Genomic DNA, 18,996 nt, shown 5'->3' on the forward strand with positions numbered 1-18,996 from the left:
GTGGGACCCGGGGTGATCGACACCGCAGGTCCCACGCTCGGAGCTAAGACGTGCCGGGGACGTCCATCCCGGCGAGGACGAGCGGCAGCCGGGCGACGCCGTCCGCGGTCACCCGCACCGGCACCCCCCAGTCCTGCTGGTGCACATGGCAGGCCGGATACTCCTGCGCCGGATCGTCGTCGCAGGAGGCGGCCATCGCCGACACGTGCAGCACTCCGCCGCCGATCGCGGCGTCGATCTCCACCTCGCGGAACAGGTCCGTACCCGCGCCGTCGCCGGACAGCAGCAACTCGGGCGGCGTCGCGGAGACCAGCAGCCGGCTGGCCGGCCCGTACCGGGTGTCCAGCTTCTGACCTGCGGGAGCCTGGAAGACCACATCGATGCGGAACGCCCCCGCAGCCACCTCGGTGGCGGCCCGCTGGGTGCGGTGGGCGACGGCTTCCACCCGGACCGCCTCCTCGGGCAGCCGCAGCCGGGTCAGCCGGTGCCTGGCGGACTCGACGACCACGATGTCATCGCCGACCAGCACCGCGTCCGACGGTTCCCGCAGATCCGTGGCCAAGGTGGTGACCTGGCCGGTCGCGGGGTCGTAGCGGCGCAGCGCGTGGTTGTACGTGTCGCTCACGGCGACCGAACCGTCGGGCAGCGCCGTCACCCCCAGCGGGTGCTGGAACAGGGCCTGCGCGGCGTCCCCGTCGCGGTGGCCGAAGTCGAAGAGGCCCGTACCGACCGCGGTGCGGACCGTGTGGTCGGGGTCGTCCGCGTCGATGTGGCGCAGGGCGGAGGTCTCCGAATCGGCGATCCACAGCCGCTCGTCCGTGGCGGCCAGCCCGGACGGCTGCGCGAACCACGCCTCGGCGGCGGGCCCGTCCACCAGCCCTTCGTTCGTGGTGCCCGCCGCGAGGCGCACGGTTTGTGTGGCGGGATCGTAGGTCCACAGCTGGTGCACACCGGCCATCGCGATCCACAGCCGGTCCTGCCACCAGGCCACGTCCCACGGCGAGGAGAGATCGACCTCCCGTGCCGGCCCCTGGGTCGGCGAGCCCTGCCACCACTGTTTTCCGGTGCCGGCGAGCGTCTCGACCGCACCGGTGGCGGGGTCGTACGCCCGGATGGAGTGGTTGACGGTGTCGGCGACGGCGATCCGCCCGTCCGGCAGCAGCGCAAGGCCCTGCGGCTCCTTGAACGGGCCGTCAGCGCCGCCGTCGATCCGGCGTACAACACTCTCGCCGTCGGGTGCCAGCTCGACGAGTTCGTGTCGGGTGGTGTCGGAGACCAGGAAGTTCCCGGACGGCAGGACGACGGCCTTGCCGGGGAAGCGCAGATCGGTGGCGACGGGCTCGGGCGGCACATAGGGCCCGTCACCGCGACGCAGGGTGCCCTTGGCCGCGTGCTCGGTCTCCAGCTCCTCGACCAGCCGCTCAATGGCGTGGGCATGGCCCTCACCCGCGTGCTGGGCGACGACGTACCCCTCCGGGTCGATGACGACGAGGGTGGGCCAGGCCCGTACCGCGTACTGCTTCCACGTCGCCAACTCGGGATCGTCGAGGACGGGGTGGTGCACCTGGTAGCGCTCGACCGCATCGACCACCGCCTGGTGGTCCGCCTCGTGCACGAACTTCGGCGAGTGGACGCCGACGATCACGACGGTGTCCCGGTGCTTCTCCTCCAGCTCCCGCAGCTCGTCGAGGACGTGGAGGCAGTTGATGCAGCAGAAGGTCCAAAAGTCGAGGATCAGCACGCGGCCCCGGAAGTCGGCGAGCGTCAGGTCCTTGCCGCCCGTGTTGAGCCAGCCGCCCTTGCCGATCAGCTCGGGAGCGCGGACTCGGGCACGTCGGCGGGGCGCGGGCGCGGGGGTGTGCGCCGGGTCGGCATCGTTCATGGTTCCAGGGTGCCATCACGGAGGAATCGGACGCCGCCCGTCAGACGTGTGGACCCCGCCACTTCCGCGCCGCCCGACCAGCGGGATCGAGCGGGCCGGAACAGGTGCACGGGACACTCCGTGCGCCGTACGACGGCCCGTCAGTCATTTCGTACGGATATGAGGTGACCTGGTGGGACAGGCCGCCCCCACCTGCGATGCCATGGTTTTCGGCCTCCGGGCACGGGCCTACGATCGTCATAAGAAAGCACTGCCGACGCGCCGCGCGGCAGCGTAACTTAATCGCCGAACCTCCCACGCAGCCAAGCCGTCCGCCGCCAGCAGTAAGCAGCCAAGCCCGCGTCCACGCAGAACCGCCGAGGGGTCCCGTGACCGTCCATCCCAGCCTCCAGACCTACGCCGATGCCTGGACACACGCCGTCGAGTCGATAGCCGAGCTGGTGCAGCCGCTCGTCGAGGGGGAGTGGAACCGAGCCACCCCGTGCCCTGCCTGGTCGGTCCGCGACATCGTCTCGCACGTCATCGGCATGGAAACCGAAATGCTCGGCGATCCGCGCCCCATCCACACCCTCCCCCGTGATCTTTACCATGTGCAGAGCGACTTCGCCCGGTACATGGAGATGCAGGTCGATGTGCGCCGGCACCACACCGCTCCGGAGATGACATCGGAGTTGGAGTACACGATGATCCGGCGGGCACGTCAGCTGCGCAACGAGACCCGTGCGCCGAACACCATGGTCCGGGCGCCCCTCGGTGCCGAGCAGACGTTGGAAGTGGCCGTGCGGATGCGGGCCTTCGACACCTGGGTGCACGAACAGGACCTGCGGACCGCCCTGAACCAGCCCGGCAACCTCGACTCGCCCGGCGCCCACATCACCCGTGACTGCCTGCTGGAGGCCCTGCCGAAGGTGGTCGCCAAGGATGCGGGAGCGCCGCCGAACTCGGCCGTGGTGCTCGATGTGCACGGGCAGTTGGAGTTCCTGCGGACGGTCCGGGTGAACGCGGACGGCCGTGGTTCCATCGACGGATCGCCCTCGCTCGGGCCCGTGGTGAGCCTGGCCATGGACTGGGAGACGTACTACCGGCTGGCGTGCGGCAGGGTCCGGCCGGCGGCCGTCGCCGACCGGATCAAGGTGGACGGCGACCAGGAGTTGGCGGCCACGATCCTGCGGCACTTCGCCGTCACTCCCTGAGCCGGTCGGTTGGTTCACGCCGGGACGTGGACCGCTTCCACCCGGCTCGCCACCAGCCTCTCGCGCTCCAGTTGTGCCGTCCGTCTGCGCAGCCGCAGGATCTGGGCGATGCCCAGCGCCTCCAGGACGAACACACAGGAGAAGGCGATCCGGTAGTTGCCGCCGGTGGCGTCGAGCAGCAGGCCGATCGCGAGCAGGGTCGTCATCGACGCGGTGAAGCCGCCCATGTTGACGATTCCCGATGCGGTGCCCTGCCGCTCGGGCGGGTTCGCCGGACGGGCGAAGTCGAAGCCGATCATCGAGGCCGGGCCGCAGGCGCCCAACACCACGCACAGGGTGATCAGCAACCACATCGGGGCCCGCTCGCCTGGGTAGGCGAGAGTGGTCGCCCAGATCAGCGAGGTCGCGGCGATCGTGGCCAGCGTGAGCGGCAGCCTGGCCGCGTGATGGCGTGCGATGACCTGCCCGTACACCAGCCCTATCACCATGCTGACCAGCACGTTCAGGGTGAGCAGTGTGCCTGCCGTGTCACGGGTGAGGCCCTGTGCCTCGATCAGGAAGGGCATCCCCCACAGCAGCATGAAGACCATGCTGGGGAACTGGGTGGTGAAGTGCACCCACATGCCGAGGCGGGTGCCGGGCTCCCGCCACGACAGGGTGATCTGCTTCCGTACGAAGGCGAAACCCCGGTGGTGGGTGGGCGGGGGCTCATGGCCCGGGGGATGGTCCTTGAGGAAGAACAGCACCAGGGCGATGGCGACCACGCCGGCCACCGCGCTGCCCGCGAAGGTGGTGACCCAGCCGGCGCCGTGCAGCAGTCGCGCGATGACCATGGTGGAGATCAGATTGCCGGCCATCCCGAACAGTGCGGCGACCTGCGCTATGAGCGGTCCGCGGCGGGCCGGGAACCAGCGGCTGCCGAGCCGCAGCACGCTGATGAAGGTCATCGCGTCCCCGCAGCCGAGCAGCGCCCGTGCGGCGAGCGCGGTCTCGTACGAGGGGGAGAGCGCGAAGCCCAGCTGTCCCAGGGTGAACAGGACGGCGCCGAGGGTCAGGACCTTCTTGGTGCCCAGTCGGTCCACCATCAGTCCGACGGGTATCTGCATCCCGGCGTACACGAGGAGTTGGACGATCGAGAAGGTGGAGAGCGCGGACGCGTTGATGTCGAAGCGGTCGGCCGCGTCGAGTCCGGCGACCCCGAGCGAGGTGCGGAAGATGACGGCGACGAAGTAGACGGCGACGCCTATGGACCAGACCGCCGCGGCACGGCGTCCGCCCGGCGGGTCTCCCGGTAGGGCGGTCGGTCGGTTCACCTGACCTCACCCCGTGCCAGTGCGCTGACCCAGCTCACATGACGACGGACGAGGTCGGCGGCCAGGTCCGGGTCGCCCGCCCGCAGTGCGTCGAGGATCTCGCCGTGCTCGGTGACGTTCTTGGCGATCCGGTCGGGGTGGGCGTGCATGACGGCGACCCCCATGCGCAACTGGCGGTCGCGGAGCTGGTCGTAGAGCCGGGAGAGGATCTCGTTGCCGCCGTTGCGGACGATCTCCGCGTGGAAGGCGCGGTCGGTGGCGGCGACGGCCGCCAGGTCGCCGTCCTCGCCCTGGCGCTTCTGCTGCTCCAGCAGCTCGGCCAGCCGGTCCAGCAGCTGCGGGGACGAGGGCACCGCCTTGCGCGCCGCGTGCTCCTCGACCAGGAGTCGGGTCTCCACCACATCGGCGATCTCTTGTGCCGACACGGCGAGCACCAGGGCGCCCTTCTTGGGGTAGAGCTTGATCAGCCCCTCGACCTCCAGTTTGAGGAGCGCCTCACGCACCGGGGTGCGTGACACCCCCACGGCGTCGGCGAGTTCGCCCTCGGTCAGGAGGGTGCCGCCTTCGTAGCGGCGGTCGAGCACGGCTTGCTTCACATGGATGTAGACGCGTTCGGCTGCGGGCGCGGTGGTGGGGGCTGCGGCGGGCATGAACACAGCTTAGATACAACAGAGGTACATCAGAAGCGGGCGTCCACCATGCAGGACCGACCCCCGTCGCGGGGCGACTGCGAGACGCCAGGTCCGCACGATGCGAGCCTGGCGCCGATCTGAAGCGGAATTCGAGTCGACCGCAAAGGCGGGGCAAAGTCGACGCCGGAGGGAACCGTCGACGAGGCGCGTGAAGTGTGAGAGGTCAGTGGGGCACTCCCGTACGGGTGGGAGGTGCTGCCGGGTCCGGGATGACCCCTGATGTCGAAGTGGACCCGGAGACGAAGAATCTTCCGAGAAGCTCCCGATTCGCGTACATCCTTTCCCGGCGCTCGTGTGTCTCACATCGGGGCCCTCGTATCTCCGGGCGCCCCTTTCTGACATCTCGATGGATGTGCGAACTCGGAGCGTTCCTTTGATACTCAGCAACACGAGCGTGCGCAGAGCCGCCACGGTTGTCATCTCCGGTGGTCTCCTGCTCACCGTCTCCCCCCTCGCCGCGCCGGCCCAGGCGGCGGCCCGCCCGCTCCCGACGCTCAGCGCCAAGGGCGCTTTCCTGATGGACCAGGCTTCGGGCAAGGTGCTGTACGGCAAGGGCAAGGACACCCGCCGCCAGATGGCCAGCACGACCAAGGTGGCAACGGCCATAACGGTCCTGACCACCCCGGGCATCAGCCTCAGCAAGAAGGTGACGGTCAAGCAGACCTACCGCGACTATGTGACGCGGGAGAAGGGCAGCACCGCCGACCTCAAGACCGGCGACAAGGTGACGGTCCGTCAACTCCTGTCGGGGTTGATGCTGCCGTCCGGCTGTGACGCCGCGTACGCGCTGGCCGACACCTTCGGCACCGGCTCCACCACCGCCGCGCGGACCAAGTCGTTCATCGGCAAGATGAACGCGAAGGCCAAGTCCCTGGGTCTGAAGAACACCAACTTCGACTCGTTCGACGGCATCTCCCAGGCGGGGAAGAACTACACCACCCCGTCCGACCTCACCAAGATCGCCCGGCACGCGTTCTCGAACGCGACCTTCCGGGAGGTCGTCAAGGCGCCGAAGTACGTCACCAAGGCGACCACCAGCACGGGTGGCACCCGCACCTACACCTGGTACAACACCAACAAGCTGCTGGGCACGTACAACGGCGCCGTCGGCATGAAGACCGGTACCGGCAGCGTCGCAGGGCCCTGCCTGGTCTTCGCGGCCACCCGCGGTTCCAAGACGTACGTCGGGGTCATCCTGGGCGCTTCCAGCGTGGACGCCCGCTTCAAGGACGCCGGCAAGCTGCTGGACTACGGCTTCGGCTCGTCGACCGCGAAGAGCATGAAGCTCCGCTCGCTGCCGGTCGGCGCCCAGCAGGACTGAGCAGTTCCACCGCAGTACGGAACAACAGCAGTACGAAGCAGTTGAGTGAGGGTCCGTGGCACTGTGCCGTGCCACGGACCCTCACTCATGCGCACTGCCTCAAGGGCACTAGCCCCAGGTGATCAGTCGCCGGGGGTTCTCCAGGACCGCCGCCACGTCCGCCAGCACCTTGGAGCCGAGCTCCCCGTCGACCAGACGGTGATCGAAGGACAGGGCCAGCGTGGTGACCTGGCGCGGCTTCACCTTGCCCTTGTGGACCCAGGGTTGGAGCTTGATGGCCCCGACCGCGAGGATCGCGGACTCGCCCGGGTTCAGGATGGGCGTACCCGTGTCCACGCCGAAGACGCCCACGTTGGTGATGGTCACCGTGCCGCCCTGCATGGCGGCGGGGGAGGTCTTGCCCTCCCGGGCCGTGCTCACCAACTCGCCCAGGCTCCGGGCGAGCTGGGACAGGGTCAGTTCGTGCGCGTCCTTGATGTTGGGCACGATCAGACCGCGCGGGGTGGCCGCGGCGATGCCCAGATTGACGTAGTGCTTCTGGACGATCTCCTGGTTCGCCTCGTCCCAGGCTGCGTTGACCTCGGGATTCCGCTTGATAGCGACCAGCAGCGCCTTGGCGATGAGCAACAGGGGGTTGACCCTGAGCCCGGCCAGGTCCGGATCGGCCTTCAACTCGTCGACGAGCTTCATCGTGCGCGTCACGTCGAGCGTGATGAACTCGGTGACGTGCGGTGCGGTGAACGCGCTGCCCACCATCGCCGCCGCCGTCGCCTTGCGGACGCCCTTGACGGGGATGCGGGTCTCGCGTGCGCCGGGTTGTACGGGTGCGGGGGTCTGCGGCCCGGCCTCCTCGGCCCGCTCCGCTTGGCTGTCGGCCGGCTCGGGCACGGTCACGGCCGCGTGGACGTCGTCGCGGGTGATGACCCCGTCGGGACCGGTGGCGACGACGGCCGCCAGATCGACACCGAGGTCCTTCGCGAGCTTGCGCACGGGCGGCTTGGCGAGCGGTCGGGCGGCCGTCGGAGCCGTCGCGGGCGCCGCGCCACGGCCGTTCAGTTCGGACTGGATCGCCGCGGTGGGCTGCTCGGGCACCTGGGCGCCCTTGCGGGGGCGCCGCTTGCTGGAGGTCTCGGCGACCCCGTACCCCACGAGCACCGGCTGCCGACCCTTCGGCTTCTCCTCCGGTTCCGATTCCGGCTCGGCGGCCGGTGGGGCCGCGGCGGGAGCGGGGGCGATGGGCGGCTCACCGGGGGCGACGTCGACCGAGATGATCACCTGGCCGACGTCGACGGTCGTGCCCTCCGGGAAGCGCAACTCGTGCACCACCCCGTCGTAGGGGATCGGCAGTTCGACGGCGGCCTTCGCGGTCTCCACCTCACAGACGACCTGTCCGTCCGTGACTGCGTCACCGGGCTGGACGAACCACTTGAGGATCTCGGCCTCGGTCAGCCCCTCGCCCACGTCGGGCATCTTGAACTCGCGGTAGCGGAGTGTCGTGTCGTGCGTCATGGTTCTCGGCACCCCTTCAGTACGCGAGCGAGCGGTCTACGGCGTCCAGCACCCGGTCCAACCCGGGGAGGTACTCCTCCTCCAGCCGGGCCGGCGGATAGGGCGAGTGGAACCCGCCGACCCGCAGTACCGGGGACTCCAGGTGGTAGAAGCACCGCTCGGTGATGCGGGCGGCGATCTCCGCACCGGAGCCGTAGAAGACGGGGGCCTCGTGCACCACGACCAGCCGGCCCGTCTTCTCGACCGACCGCTGGATGGCGTCGAAGTCGATCGGGGACATCGAGCGCAGGTCCAGGACCTCAAGGGACTTGCCCTCTTCGGCCGATGCGGCAGCCGCTTCCGTACAGACCTTCACCATCGGCCCGTACGCGGCCAGGGTGAGGTCCGAACCCTCCCTGACCACCCGGGCGCTGTGCAGGGGCCCGGGAATGGCTTCGGTGTCGACCTCGCTCTTGTCCCAGTAGCGCCGCTTGGGCTCGAAGAAGATCACCGGGTCGTCGCTCTGGATGGCCTGCTGGAGCATCCAGTAGGCGTCCGACGAGTTGGACGGCGAGATGACCTTGAGCCCTGCGACGTGCGCGAAAAGGGCCTCGGGGGACTCACTGTGGTGCTCGACCGCGCCGATGCCGCCGCCGTAGGGGATACGGATGACGACCGGCAGCTTGATCTTGCCGAGCGCCCGGGCGTGCATCTTGGCGAGCTGGGTGACGATCTGGTCGTACGCGGGGAAGACGAAGCCGTCGAACTGGATCTCGGCCACCGGACGGTAGCCGCGCAGCGCGAGTCCGATGGCCGTGCCGATGATGCCGGACTCGGCGAGCGGGGTGTCGATGACCCGCTCCTCGCCGAAGTCCTTCTGGAGGCCGTCGGTGACCCGGAAGACGCCGCCGAGCTTGCCGACGTCCTCGCCCATGATCAGTACTTTGGGGTCGGTCTCCAGGGCCTTGCGCAGGGATTCGTTGAGCGCCTTGGCGAGGGGGAGTTTCTGTGCGGCCATGGTCAGTTGCCCTCCTCGGCGAATGACGCCTGGTACGCGGCGAACTGCGCGCGCTCCTCGTCGACGAGCGCATGGCCGTCGGCGTAGACGTGCTCGAAGATCGCCATGGGGTCGGGGTCCGGCATGGCCCGCACCGCCTCCCGCACTCGCTTGGCGAGTGCGTCGCTCTCCTCTTCGAGTGCGGTGAAGAACGTTTCATCGGCGTGGTCTTCGCCGGTCAGGAGGGTGCGCAGACGCAGGATCGGGTCCTTGGCCTCCCAGGCCGCCCGCTCGTCGTCGTGCCGGTACTTGGTCGGGTCGTCCGATGTGGTGTGGGCGCCCATGCGGTAGGTGAACGCCTCGACCAGCGTGGGGCCCTCTCCGCTGCGGGCCCGCTCCAGCGCCCACTTGGTGACCGCGAGACAGGCGAGGACGTCGTTGCCGTCGACGCGGACACCGGGGAAGCCGAAGCCCTGGGCGCGCTGGTAGAGCGGTACCCGGCTCTGGCGCTCGGTCGGCTCCGAGATCGCCCACTGGTTGTTCTGGCAGAAGAACACCACGGGGGCGTTATAGACCGCGGAGAAGGTGAAGGACTCCGCGACGTCGCCCTGACTGGACGCGCCGTCGCCGAAGTAGGCGATCACAGCGGAGTCGGCGCCGTCCTTGGCCACGCCCATGGCATAGCCGGTGGCGTGGAGCGTCTGGGCGCCGATCACGATGGTGTAGAGGTGGAAGTTGTTGCTGTTGGGGTCCCAGCCTCCATGGTTCACCCCGCGGAACATCCCGAGGAGATTGGTGGGATCGACCCCGCGGCACCAGGCGACACCGTGTTCGCGGTAGGTGGGGAAGACGTAGTCGTCGTCGTTCAGCGCCCGGCCGGAACCGATCTGCGCGGCCTCCTGGCCGAGCAGCGACGCCCACAGGCCCAGTTCGCCCTGCCGCTGGAGAGCGGTGGCCTCGGCGTCGAAGCGGCGGGTGAGGACCATGTCCCGGTAGAGCCCGCGCAGCTCCTCGGAGGACAGGTCGATGCTGTAGTCAGGGTGCTCGACGCGCTGGCCCTCGGGCGACAGCAGCTGTACGAGTTGGGGCTCGGAACTCAGTGGCTTCTTCGCGGCGCTCACCCGCTTGCTGCTGCGTCGCGGCTTGCGCGCGGCAGTGCTCTCCACGGTCACGTGCGTGCTCCTCCGTCTATCCGGTCCCCCGGGTTCGCCGGGAGCCTGGGGTCGCCCCTGCCGAAGACAGGGGGAGGCTCGCCCCTTCGTCCGCCTCCGCACGGGGTGGGTGCGAGGGGCGGTCGAACGGGCGTGACAGGTGTCCCGACGAGACCCTGTCAAAAGGCACGTTACCCAGTGCAGCACATTCCTGCGAAACCCCATTTGACCTGCGTTTTTGCTTGGATTTCCAAGTAAACGGAAAAAATGGGGGATCACTGCTGGCAGGAGCCCTGATCAGCATGGGTGACGACCCAGTGGGCCGCCGAGACATCGGCACGGTATACCGGCCACCCGGGGCACGGGAAGAGCTGGTGTGTGAGACTGCATTCGTGCGCGAAGAACGAAAAATCACTGTATTCCTCTTGGACGACCATGAAGTCGTCCGACGTGGCGTCCACGAGCTCCTTTCGGTCGAAGACGACATCGAGGTCGTCGGCGAGGCCGGTACGGCGGAGGACGCGATGGTCAGGATCCCCGCCACCCGCCCCGACGTGGCCGTACTGGACGTACGACTGCCGGACGGCAGTGGTGTCGAGGTCTGTCGGGAGATCCGTTCCCAGGACGAGAACATCAAATGCCTGATGTTGACGTCATTCGCGGACGACGAGGCGCTTTTCGACGCCATCATGGCGGGTGCATCCGGATATGTCCTCAAGGCGATCCGTGGAAACGAACTGCTGGAGGCGGTACGCGGAGTGGCAGCCGGAAAGTCCCTCCTGGACCCGGTGGCCACCGCCCGCGTACTGGAGCGACTGCGCGACGGAAACAACCCCAAGAGCAATGACAAGCTCGCCGGACTGACCGAGCAGGAGCGCAAGATCCTGGATCTGATCGGCGAGGGGCTCACCAACCGGGTCATCGGCGAGCGGCTCCACCTCGCGGAGAAGACGATCAAGAATTATGTCTCCAGCCTGCTCTCCAAGCTGGGCATGGAGCGCCGCTCCCAGGCCGCCGCGTACGTGGCCCGGATACAGGCCGAGCGACAGCACCACTGATCATCCCCCGGCGCACCCGGCGCGCACGGAACACCGGTGGTCCGGGAGCCCGGATGCCCTCGGAAACGTGCCGAGTCGGCGATCACGGGACTTTCGGCCCCCGTCGAGGAGGGGCGGCTGCCCCTTCCCCACAACGCCAAAGTAACCGAAAGTGGACCTATGTCCACCGAGGAACTCAGCGCCATCGAGCTGCTCGCCGGCGTCTCGTACGGCCGGCTGGCGACGAGCATGCGGGCCATGCCCTTCGTGGCTCCGGCCCGGCACATCGTGCAGGACGGCCGGGTGCTGCTCCGCATCCACCGCGGTTTCGGCTACCACCGCGCCTGCAACGGCAGCGTCGTGGCCTACGGCGCGGACAACTTCAACTCGGGCGGCCCGACCCTGTGGTCCGTGCAGTTCACGGGCATGGCGGAGATCGTCCAGCCGCCCGACGAGGTGATTCCGCTCTTCGGCCATGAGCCGCTCCAGGCCGACGGAGAGAGCTTCGAGGCGGTCTTCATGCGGGTCGAGCCGCAGTTCGTGACCGTGCACACCCTCGATTATTGCGAAGAGCTGCACGACGGACACGCTGCGTGATCTATCATTTGGTGAGTGCTGCGCTCATCTGTCATTGCGCCGCCGGTCGGTGCCCTGCTGCACCGCTATGAGGATCCCGGTGAACCGCTCTCCTGCGAACGGGTCACCCAGGGCCTCCTCAACCGCGGCTACCGTCTCGTCACCACCAGGGGCATCTACTTCCTGAAGCACCATCTCGACGACGACCACGAGGCCATCGCCCACCAGCACCGCGCCACCCAGCGGCTCCAGACGCTCGGCGTACCGGTCGCCCCTCCCGTCCGGGACGCGCACGGGGACACGGTCGCGGTGATCGACGGCGACTGTTACGCCCTCCACCCCTGGATCGAGGGTCGCCACCGCGACGGGGCGCAGCTGAGCATGGTCCAGTCGCGCCAACTCGGCTCGCTGCTCGGGCTCGTCCACGTCTGCCTCGAACGGGTGATGGACTCCACCCAGCGGCGGGTCTGCGAGAGCGCCGACCCCGTCGAGACCTTCAACCAGATCGATGAGCTCCTCGCGCTCTCCCGGTCCGCCCGGCCCCACGACATCTTCGACACCCTCGCCGAACACCGGCTGCTGGAGCGCAGATCGCTCCTGGAACTCCATGCCGACCGCAGACCGCCGCCGGCCTCCGCGGGCGGCTGGGTGCACGGGGACTTCCACCCGCTGAACCTGCTCTACCGGGGCGCCGAACCGGCGGCCATCGTGGACTGGGACCGGCTGGGCGTACAGCCCCGCGCGGAGGAAGCGGTACGGGCGGCGGCGATCTTCTTCGTCCAACCGGCCGGCGAACTTGCCCTGCCGAAGGTGCGGGCGTACGCACGGGCGTACCGCAAGGCGGCGGGGGCCGACGCGGCGGAGTTGGCGGCGGCCGTCCACCGGGTGTGGTGGGAACGCCTCAACGACTTCTGGATATTGCGCTGGCGGTACCAGTTGCACGACCGCAGGGCCGACCCGCAGTTCGGTGCGGTGTCAGCCCTGGCGGTGTGGTGGACGAGGGAGTACGAGGCGGTCCGGGACGCCTTCACGGCATAGCTTCGGAGCCCGGGCCCCGTGAAGGGTCCGGGCTCCGGTCGTGCTCACTCCTGCGGGTTGGTGCCGCCGCCGCCCTGGTTGGCGCCGCCGGGATCGCCACCACCGGGGTCACCGCTCGTACCGGGACCCGGTTCGTTGCTCGGACCGGGCGGCTCCTCCGACTGCGAGTTGCCCGGCTCGGGCTGGGTCGGCCCGGTGATGGTGTTGGACGGCTCCACGGAGTTCGTGGGCTCGGGGTCGTAGGTGGGCTCCCACGACTTGGACGGCTTGGGGTCCTTGGTGAACGGGCGGGAGTACGACTGCTTGGGGTTCTCGTCGGGCTCGTCGTCCGGCTCGTCGTCCGATTCGGAACTCTCCGCGGACGGCGAGGTGGTCACGGAGGGCGCGGACGGGCTCTGCGAGGTCTTGGTGTCGTCCGTGCCCTTGCCCGATGGCGTCTCGGTCTGGCTCAGCGCGTACGCGACGCCCGCCACCACGGCGACCAGCGCCAGGGCGGCCACCAGCCATCCCTTGTTACCGCCCCGACCGTCGCGGCGCCCACCGTCGTACGCGCCGTCATCCGGGTTCATCGGCGGCAGGATCGGGGCCTGGGAGGTGTCCCCGTGGACGGGGTGGTGCATCGTGGTCGCCGGGCTGGCCATGCCGAGCCCGGGGCCGGCCGGGCGGCTGTCCTGGGTGTGCACGGGGCCGGTGTTCCAGCTGCCGTTGTGGCTGCCCTGCTGCTGGAGCATCTGCAAGCCGTACTGGACCAGACCGCGCATCTCCTCGGCGCTCTGGAACCGGTCGTCCGGGTCCTTGGCGAGCGAACGCATCACCAGGCCGTCGAGCTCGGGCGGCACCACGTCCGACGCCTCGGACGGGGGCAGCGGAATGTCCTGGACGTGTTGGTAGACCACCGAGAGCGGGGTCTCGCCCGTGAACGGAGGACGCAGCGCGAGGAGTTCGTAGAGGAGACAGCCGGTGGCGTAGAGGTCCGAGCGGTGGTCGACGGCCTTGCCCAGCGCCTGCTCGGGCGAGAGGTACTGGGGCGTGCCCATGACCATGCCGGTCTGCGTCATCGTCGTGGAAGCGCCGTGCAGCGCCCGGGCGATGCCGAAGTCCATCACCTTGACGGCACCGGAGTTGGTGATGATGACGTTCGCCGGCTTGATGTCCCGGTGGACGATACCGTGCTGGTGCGAGTAGGCCAGTGCCTCCAACACCCCGGAGACGATGATCAACGCCTGCTCCGGCGGGGGAGCCTCGGCGTTGATGAGGAGATCGCGGATCGTACGACCCTCGACCAACTCCATGACGATGTACGGGACGGGCTGGCCGCCCACCTGGTCCTCGCCGGAGTCGTACACGGCGACGATCGCATGGTGGTTGAGTCCGGCGACCGACTGGGCCTCGCGGGTGAAGCGGGCCTTGGCGATCGGGTCCTCGGCGAGATCGGTGCGCAGCAGCTTCACCGCGACGGTGCGACCCAGCCGTACGTCCTCCGCCGCGAAGACCTCGGCCATGCCGCCGCGCCCCAGGCGGTGCGTCATGCGGTAGCGGCCGTCACCGACCACTTTGCCGATACCCCAGGAGTCCGGTGCATCGGGCACGCCGCCGCCGGCTTCGGGTTCGGGTGCCATCAGTCCTCGCCGTCTCATCTGTGTATCCGTTGCGTGGCCTCACGCTACAGCCTTCACCGGACAGGGCTGGCTGGGATCGACCGGTCATCAAACCCGCTGTGAGCCAGGCCACGCAAATTCATGGATCTCTTGTAACGCTTACAGGACGCTTCTTGTGCTTACGGTCACGGATCGGGCACCCGGCTTGACGTGCCGGACCCCTCGGGCAGACTTGCCCCGTAAATAGGGATCACTGATCTCAGTTTCACAGGGCACCGGTCCTCATGGGAGCGGGTCTTAAGGAACGAGACACCAGACCCTAAGGTCAACCGAACTTCAACGGGGGCACGGAACACGGATCGCCAGGAAATGAACACCTTTCGCGCCGGTTTGCCGCGTTAGCCGAAATTTCCTGTTCGCCGTGGCGTCCGCGCCGAGGGGGAAGCACAGTCATGAGCCAGGACGGCGCGCAGGGCCGCTATGCGGGCGGTTCGCTGGCGGGTGGCCGATATCAACTCCGCGATCTGCTCGGCGAGGGCGGAATGGCCTCCGTCTATCTGGCCTACGACTCGGCGCTCGATCGCCAGGTGGCGATCAAGACCCTCCACACGGAACTGGGGCGCGAGCAGTCGTTCCGCGAGCGGTTCCGGCGCGAGGCACAATCCGTCGCCAAACTGTCGCACCCCAACATCGTCTCCGTCTTCGACACGGGCGAGGACGAGTTGGGCGGCGCCCTGATGCCGTACATCGTCATGGAGTACGTGGAGGGGCAACCGCTCGGATCCGTTCTGGGCTCCGACGTCCAGCGGTACGGCGCGATGCCGGCCGACAAGGCCCTCAAGGTGACCGCCGACGTACTGGCGGCGTTGGAGACCAGCCACGAGGTCGGGCTGGTGCACCGGGACATCAAGCCCGGCAACGTGATGATGACCAAGCGCGGCGTGGTCAAGGTGATGGACTTCGGCATCGCGCGGGCGATGCAGTCGGGCGTCACCTCCATGACACAGACCGGCATGGTGGTGGGTACTCCCCAGTACCTGTCACCCGAGCAGGCCCTCGGCCGCGGGGTGGATGCGCGTTCCGATCTCTACTCGGTCGGCATCATGCTCTTCCAGTTGCTCACCGGACGACTTCCGTTCGATGCGGACTCACCGCTGGCCATCGCGTACGCACACGTCCAGGAGGAGCCCGTTGCGCCCTCCACGATCAACCGGTCGATCACACCCGCGATGGACGCGCTGGTCGCACGGGCGCTGAAGAAGAACCCGAACGAGCGGTTCCCCAGCGCCGCCGCGATGGCCGACGCCTGCGCACGCGTGGCGAACGCCGGACAGGGTGCCGCACCGGTGATCGTCAGTGGGGCTCCCACGGGCAGCGGTTCGGGAGTGTCCTCGACGGTCTTCCCGCCGCTGGACCAGTCCGCACCGCCCCCGCAGCAGGGCGTGCAGTCGCCCTACCAGCCGGGACCGTACGGGGCTCCGACACCTCAGTACGGCTATCCGCAGGCGCCCCACACACCCGCACCGCATCCAGCGGGGCCGCACACACCAGGCCCGCCCACCCCGGGGCCGGGATATCCGGCGAGCGGTCCGCTGGCGGGGGTCTCACCGCACTCGTACACCATCTCCCCCGCGCAGAACGCCCCCGCGCCCCGCAACACCGGGCGCAAGGTCGTGATCACTCTGGCCTCGGTCTTCCTCGGTCTGGTGATCATCGGCGGAGTGATCTCGGCGGTCCAGGACCGCACCAAGGACGACGACACCAACGGCACGCGGACGAGCGACCCCAACGCATCCGCTTCGGCGACCGCGAACGCGGGCACCGCGCTCCCGCCGGACCGCACGCGGACCATCGAGACCAGGAAGTGCACCGACGCCTACGAGGACAGCGGGGACCCGGCGAAGGTGCAGGCGCCCGATCTGGTCTACAAGGACGTGCTCTCGGTGAAGGAGTGTCTGCGCGCTGCGGGATGGACCTGGACGGTGCGCGAGGAGAACAACCCCCAGTGGCCCAAGGACGCGGTGATCGACCAGTTCCCGCGCAAGAACTCCGCGGTGGAGCCGAAGAACCAGGAGTTCGAGTTGACGATCTCCACGGGTACCTCGGGCTGACCCGTCTGGTACGGGTTGGCCCGTCTGGTACGGGGCTGAGCTGGGCTGGGCTCACCTCGGCTGGCCTGGGCTGGGCTGGCCTCGGCTGACTCGTCGGGGTGCGTTGCGGAGGGTCCGGGGCTCCCGGGCCTGCGGACGAGGAGCGCTTCGTCGGCCGCCGCTTCCGCTGTCGGCTTGGCGCTCACCCTTCTGCCCTGTCCGCTCCGGTCGCCCTGCTCAACTGGGCTGCGAGACGGACGGCGGTCTTCTCCCCGGCTCGCTGCCTGATCAGCCCCTCCTTGGCAGCTGCCCGCAGCCAGACCTCCGAGCTGTCCCCGTCAGCCTTCAGCACTCGCGCGGTCACCACTACGGGATTCAGACCGCCGGCACCGCCGCTGGCGACGATTCGGATGGTTTCGTCCTCACCAAGGCGAACCGGTGCGGTCTCAACAACGTGCCCCGCCTTCCCGAGCACACGGGAGACGCGCTTCAGTGCATCGTCGAAAGGCAGGGGAACGAACAGATCGATCTCATGGACGTTCTTCCTCATCAGCTTGGCCACCACCCGGACCAGGCGACCGCTGCCCCCACCCATTGCACCGAGAGCAGCGAGCTCCTCAGCCAAGATCTGGTCTTCGCTCTGATCCACGGACCCCACCCTCACCGACGGACCGCACGCACCGGACGGCCACATGCCGTTTCGCCTGGCAGACCATGGTGACGCATGCCGATCGTTGAAGCACCCCTCCGCCTGCCATCACCCTGACCAGGCAGACGGCTTGACCCGTCAACCCCCGGCCTTGCCGTTGTGCGGGCCTCTGTCCACTTTGTCGCAACCAAGCCCCTGACCTCGGCTTCCCCGATCACCCCCACTCCCTCTTGAGCACCGCCCGAGATGCCAGATTTATTCGCACATGTGACGCTGGCTTCATTGACCCAGCGGCTCGGCACGGGAGGGGTTCCGGGTGACTCCAAGGCTCCGCGGGCGATGCGTGACGGCCGTCGCAGCGGCAGCGTTCGTGCTCTGCGCGCCACCCCTCGCCCGCGCGGTGGACCACGAACCGCGCGACGGACGCCCCACCGCTTCCCCCACCGCGTCCCTTGCGGGGCGGGCGGCCGGCGAGGGACGTACCCGGCCGGGACGTTCGCCGGGCGAACAGCCGAACGCGCCGACCGAGAGTCCGACGGGCCCGTCGGACTCCGAATCAGGCGCTTCGTCCGCACTCCCGACGGGTGCCGTGTCACAGCATCGTCCCAACTCTTCGACTTCCGTGGCCCCTCCTGCGATATCCGGGGATGCCCCGGACCCCCTTCCCGAGGAGGACATGGCACTTGAGACGGAGGAGCCCGGCGCGGCCGTGGACGACCCCCGGGACACCGATGCGCCCGCAGCCGCGCACCAACAACCCGTCCAGACCGTCCCCACACCGGCAGCGCAGCAGATCTCGCCGCTCTCCCTGGGCATCGGAATGGCACTGATGGGGCTGGGGATCGGGTTCCTCGGAGTGCGGATGAGGCGGCGCTAGCCGCCTGTTGGGCCCCTCGCGCAGACGTCCGCGGAGCCGGCGCAACCCCCGGAGGAACGCGTCGACTCCCCCTTGAGACGGACCCCGCGATTCCCACTGCCGATGGTTGGCCGGGATGGGCATACCCGGTATACATACCGAGTATGTCCATCCGTCACGGGCTTCTCGCCCTCCTGGAGCACGGCCCCCGGTACGGCTCACAACTCCGTACGGAGTTCGAATCACGTACTGGGGCCACCTGGCCGCTCAACGTGGGCCAGGTCTACACCACCCTCAACCGTCTCGAACGCGACGGAATGGTGGTGCAGTCCGGTGAGGACGATGCCGGCCACGCGCTATACGGCATCACCGAAGCGGGAAAGGCCGAACTGAGGAGTTGGTTCGAGCGCCCGGTGGACCGCAGCAACCCACCGCGCAACGAACTCGCCATCAAGCTCGCGATGGCGATCGGAGCCCCCGGGGTGGACATCCGGGCCGTGATCCAGTCCCAACGCCACCACACCGTGAAGGCGATGCAGGACTACACCCGGCTCAAGGCCCAGGCACTGACCGCCATCGAGAACGGCGGTACGGGGGAACGGGACGACGTGGCCTGGCTGCTCGTCCTGGAACAACTGATCTTCCAGACCGAGGCCGAGGCCCGTTGGCTCGACCACTGCGAAGTGCGGCTCATCAGGCTCTCGGCCAAGGCCGGAGCGAGGCCAGATGCGGGTACCGGCACGGGGGCGGTTACCGGCGCAGGTGCGGGGGCAGGGGCCGGCACGGCGGCGGGGGCAGGCCCCCCTCCGGCTGCATCGCCGCATGCGGCTGCCGCATCGGACGGCCCGTCCGGGGACGCGGATGCGGAACCCCACTCGGACGGACCAACACCACAGCAGGGGAACCGCACGGAACAGGCGAGGGCCTCCACCTGAGAACAGCGATCACCAGCCGTGAACCCTGCGCTCCGAGACGTACGGGGGAACTGACCGGCCTCCGTAGGTCTCGGAACAGCGCACACCAGCCGTAGCCGGCGGGGGCGGGCAGCGGCACGCCCGCCGGACGTCTCGGAGAGACGCTCGCACCCCACCGGGACAGGCAGCCCCGAGCCCGGT

16 protein-coding genes are annotated in these 18,996 nt (G+C 68.8%); 8 read left to right on the forward strand and 8 right to left on the reverse strand.

Annotation, left to right across the window (positions count from 1 at the left end):
* Positions 1 to 43: 43 nt before the first annotated feature.
* Positions 44 to 1,882 carry an NHL domain-containing thioredoxin family protein gene (locus tag ABZ348_RS09690; protein ID WP_358931117.1) on the reverse strand — a complete coding sequence of 613 codons (1,839 nt, stop codon included), beginning with the start codon at positions 1,880 to 1,882 and terminating at the stop codon, positions 44 to 46.
* A gap of 368 nt (positions 1,883 to 2,250) precedes the next feature.
* Between ABZ348_RS09690 and ABZ348_RS09695 the strand changes: the two genes are divergently transcribed.
* A complete protein-coding gene (locus ABZ348_RS09695; RefSeq protein WP_358931118.1) occupies positions 2,251 to 3,075 on the forward strand; it encodes a maleylpyruvate isomerase family mycothiol-dependent enzyme in 825 nt (274 codons plus the stop codon).
* A gap of 14 nt (positions 3,076 to 3,089) precedes the next feature.
* Here ABZ348_RS09695 and ABZ348_RS09700 read toward each other — a convergent pair whose 3' ends face one another.
* Together ABZ348_RS09700 and ABZ348_RS09705 are read right to left on the reverse strand one after the other, a co-directional pair.
* Positions 3,090 to 4,388, reverse strand: coding sequence for an MFS transporter (locus ABZ348_RS09700; RefSeq protein ID WP_358931120.1), 1,299 nt, complete (start codon positions 4,386 to 4,388; stop codon positions 3,090 to 3,092).
* On the reverse strand, positions 4,385 to 5,038 hold the full coding sequence (locus tag ABZ348_RS09705; RefSeq protein WP_358931121.1) for a GntR family transcriptional regulator: 654 nt from the start codon (positions 5,036 to 5,038) through the stop codon (positions 4,385 to 4,387). The genes ABZ348_RS09700 and ABZ348_RS09705 overlap by 4 nt, the downstream gene beginning before the upstream one ends.
* A gap of 388 nt (positions 5,039 to 5,426) precedes the next feature.
* Between ABZ348_RS09705 and ABZ348_RS09710 the strand changes: the two genes are divergently transcribed.
* Positions 5,427 to 6,401, forward strand: coding sequence for a serine hydrolase (locus ABZ348_RS09710; RefSeq protein ID WP_358931123.1), 975 nt, complete (start codon positions 5,427 to 5,429; stop codon positions 6,399 to 6,401).
* Between the two features lie 108 nt (positions 6,402 to 6,509).
* Here the strand turns inward: ABZ348_RS09710 and ABZ348_RS09715 are convergent, their stop codons facing one another.
* The 3 genes from ABZ348_RS09715 to pdhA are packed head-to-tail and all read right to left on the reverse strand — an operon-like array spanning position 6,510 to position 10,058.
* Positions 6,510 to 7,910 carry a dihydrolipoamide acetyltransferase family protein gene (locus ABZ348_RS09715; protein WP_358931125.1) on the reverse strand — a complete coding sequence of 467 codons (1,401 nt, stop codon included), beginning with the start codon at positions 7,908 to 7,910 and terminating at the stop codon, positions 6,510 to 6,512.
* Between the two features lie 16 nt (positions 7,911 to 7,926).
* Positions 7,927 to 8,907, reverse strand: coding sequence for an alpha-ketoacid dehydrogenase subunit beta (locus ABZ348_RS09720; protein WP_358931126.1), 981 nt, complete (start codon positions 8,905 to 8,907; stop codon positions 7,927 to 7,929).
* 2 nt (positions 8,908 to 8,909) lie between these two features.
* Positions 8,910 to 10,058 carry a pyruvate dehydrogenase (acetyl-transferring) E1 component subunit alpha gene (pdhA, locus tag ABZ348_RS09725; protein ID WP_358931128.1) on the reverse strand — a complete coding sequence of 383 codons (1,149 nt, stop codon included), beginning with the start codon at positions 10,056 to 10,058 and terminating at the stop codon, positions 8,910 to 8,912.
* Between the two features lie 371 nt (positions 10,059 to 10,429).
* Here pdhA and ABZ348_RS09730 point away from each other — a divergent pair, with 371 nt between their 5' ends.
* From ABZ348_RS09730 to ABZ348_RS09740, 3 genes are all read left to right on the forward strand, one after another.
* Positions 10,430 to 11,095: a response regulator transcription factor gene (locus tag ABZ348_RS09730; protein ID WP_329021328.1), complete on the forward strand. Its 666-nt coding sequence runs from the start codon at positions 10,430 to 10,432 to the stop codon at positions 11,093 to 11,095.
* A gap of 159 nt (positions 11,096 to 11,254) precedes the next feature.
* Positions 11,255 to 11,671, forward strand: coding sequence for a pyridoxamine 5'-phosphate oxidase family protein (locus tag ABZ348_RS09735; protein ID WP_358931130.1), 417 nt, complete (start codon positions 11,255 to 11,257; stop codon positions 11,669 to 11,671).
* Between the two features lie 15 nt (positions 11,672 to 11,686).
* Positions 11,687 to 12,688, forward strand: coding sequence for a phosphotransferase (locus ABZ348_RS09740; protein WP_358931132.1), 1,002 nt, complete (start codon positions 11,687 to 11,689; stop codon positions 12,686 to 12,688).
* A gap of 44 nt (positions 12,689 to 12,732) precedes the next feature.
* On the opposite strand, the gene ABZ348_RS09745 is transcribed toward ABZ348_RS09740, so the two are convergent.
* The gene (locus ABZ348_RS09745; protein WP_358931612.1) at positions 12,733 to 14,307 is read right to left on the reverse strand and encodes a protein kinase; all 1,575 of its coding nucleotides are present in this window, start codon (positions 14,305 to 14,307) and stop codon (positions 12,733 to 12,735) included.
* A gap of 431 nt (positions 14,308 to 14,738) precedes the next feature.
* On the opposite strand from ABZ348_RS09745, the gene ABZ348_RS09750 reads away from it, so the two are divergent.
* On the forward strand, positions 14,739 to 16,397 hold the full coding sequence (locus ABZ348_RS09750; protein ID WP_358931134.1) for a protein kinase: 1,659 nt from the start codon (positions 14,739 to 14,741) through the stop codon (positions 16,395 to 16,397).
* Positions 16,398 to 16,578: 181 nt separating this feature from the next.
* Here the strand turns inward: ABZ348_RS09750 and ABZ348_RS09755 are convergent, their stop codons facing one another.
* On the reverse strand, positions 16,579 to 16,941 hold the full coding sequence (locus ABZ348_RS09755) for a hypothetical protein (RefSeq protein WP_358931136.1): 363 nt from the start codon (positions 16,939 to 16,941) through the stop codon (positions 16,579 to 16,581).
* A 760-nt stretch (positions 16,942 to 17,701) separates the two neighbouring features.
* Here ABZ348_RS09755 and ABZ348_RS09760 point away from each other — a divergent pair.
* Positions 17,702 to 17,902 (forward strand): hypothetical protein, encoded by a 201-nt coding sequence (locus ABZ348_RS09760; protein ID WP_358931138.1) that lies wholly within the window; start codon positions 17,702 to 17,704, stop codon positions 17,900 to 17,902.
* Positions 17,903 to 18,045: 143 nt separating this feature from the next.
* Positions 18,046 to 18,816 carry a PadR family transcriptional regulator gene (locus tag ABZ348_RS09765; RefSeq protein WP_358931140.1) on the forward strand — a complete coding sequence of 257 codons (771 nt, stop codon included), beginning with the start codon at positions 18,046 to 18,048 and terminating at the stop codon, positions 18,814 to 18,816.
* Positions 18,817 to 18,996 lie beyond the last annotated feature (180 nt).

It is taken from the genome of Streptomyces sp. NPDC005963, assembly GCF_040638655.1.
In the GTDB taxonomy this organism is placed as follows: Bacteria; Actinomycetota; Actinomycetes; order Streptomycetales; family Streptomycetaceae; genus Streptomyces.

Coding starts and splice junctions, on each gene's coding strand:
- ABZ348_RS09750 (WP_358931134.1), top strand. CDS start 14,739: ATGAGCCAGGACGGCGCGCAGGGCCGCTATGCGGGCGGTTCGCTGGCG.
- ABZ348_RS09710 (WP_358931123.1), top strand. CDS start 5,427: ATGGATGTGCGAACTCGGAGCGTTCCTTTGATACTCAGCAACACGAGC.
- ABZ348_RS09705 (WP_358931121.1), bottom strand. CDS start 5,038: ATGCCCGCCGCAGCCCCCACCACCGCGCCCGCAGCCGAACGCGTCTAC.
- ABZ348_RS09715 (WP_358931125.1), bottom strand. CDS start 7,910: ATGACGCACGACACGACACTCCGCTACCGCGAGTTCAAGATGCCCGAC.
- ABZ348_RS09720 (WP_358931126.1), bottom strand. CDS start 8,907: ATGGCCGCACAGAAACTCCCCCTCGCCAAGGCGCTCAACGAATCCCTG.
- ABZ348_RS09760 (WP_358931138.1), top strand. CDS start 17,702: ATGGCACTTGAGACGGAGGAGCCCGGCGCGGCCGTGGACGACCCCCGG.
- ABZ348_RS09745 (WP_358931612.1), bottom strand. CDS start 14,307: ATGGCACCCGAACCCGAAGCCGGCGGCGGCGTGCCCGATGCACCGGAC.
- ABZ348_RS09690 (WP_358931117.1), bottom strand. CDS start 1,882: ATGAACGATGCCGACCCGGCGCACACCCCCGCGCCCGCGCCCCGCCGA.
- ABZ348_RS09735 (WP_358931130.1), top strand. CDS start 11,255: ATGTCCACCGAGGAACTCAGCGCCATCGAGCTGCTCGCCGGCGTCTCG.
- ABZ348_RS09765 (WP_358931140.1), top strand. CDS start 18,046: ATGTCCATCCGTCACGGGCTTCTCGCCCTCCTGGAGCACGGCCCCCGG.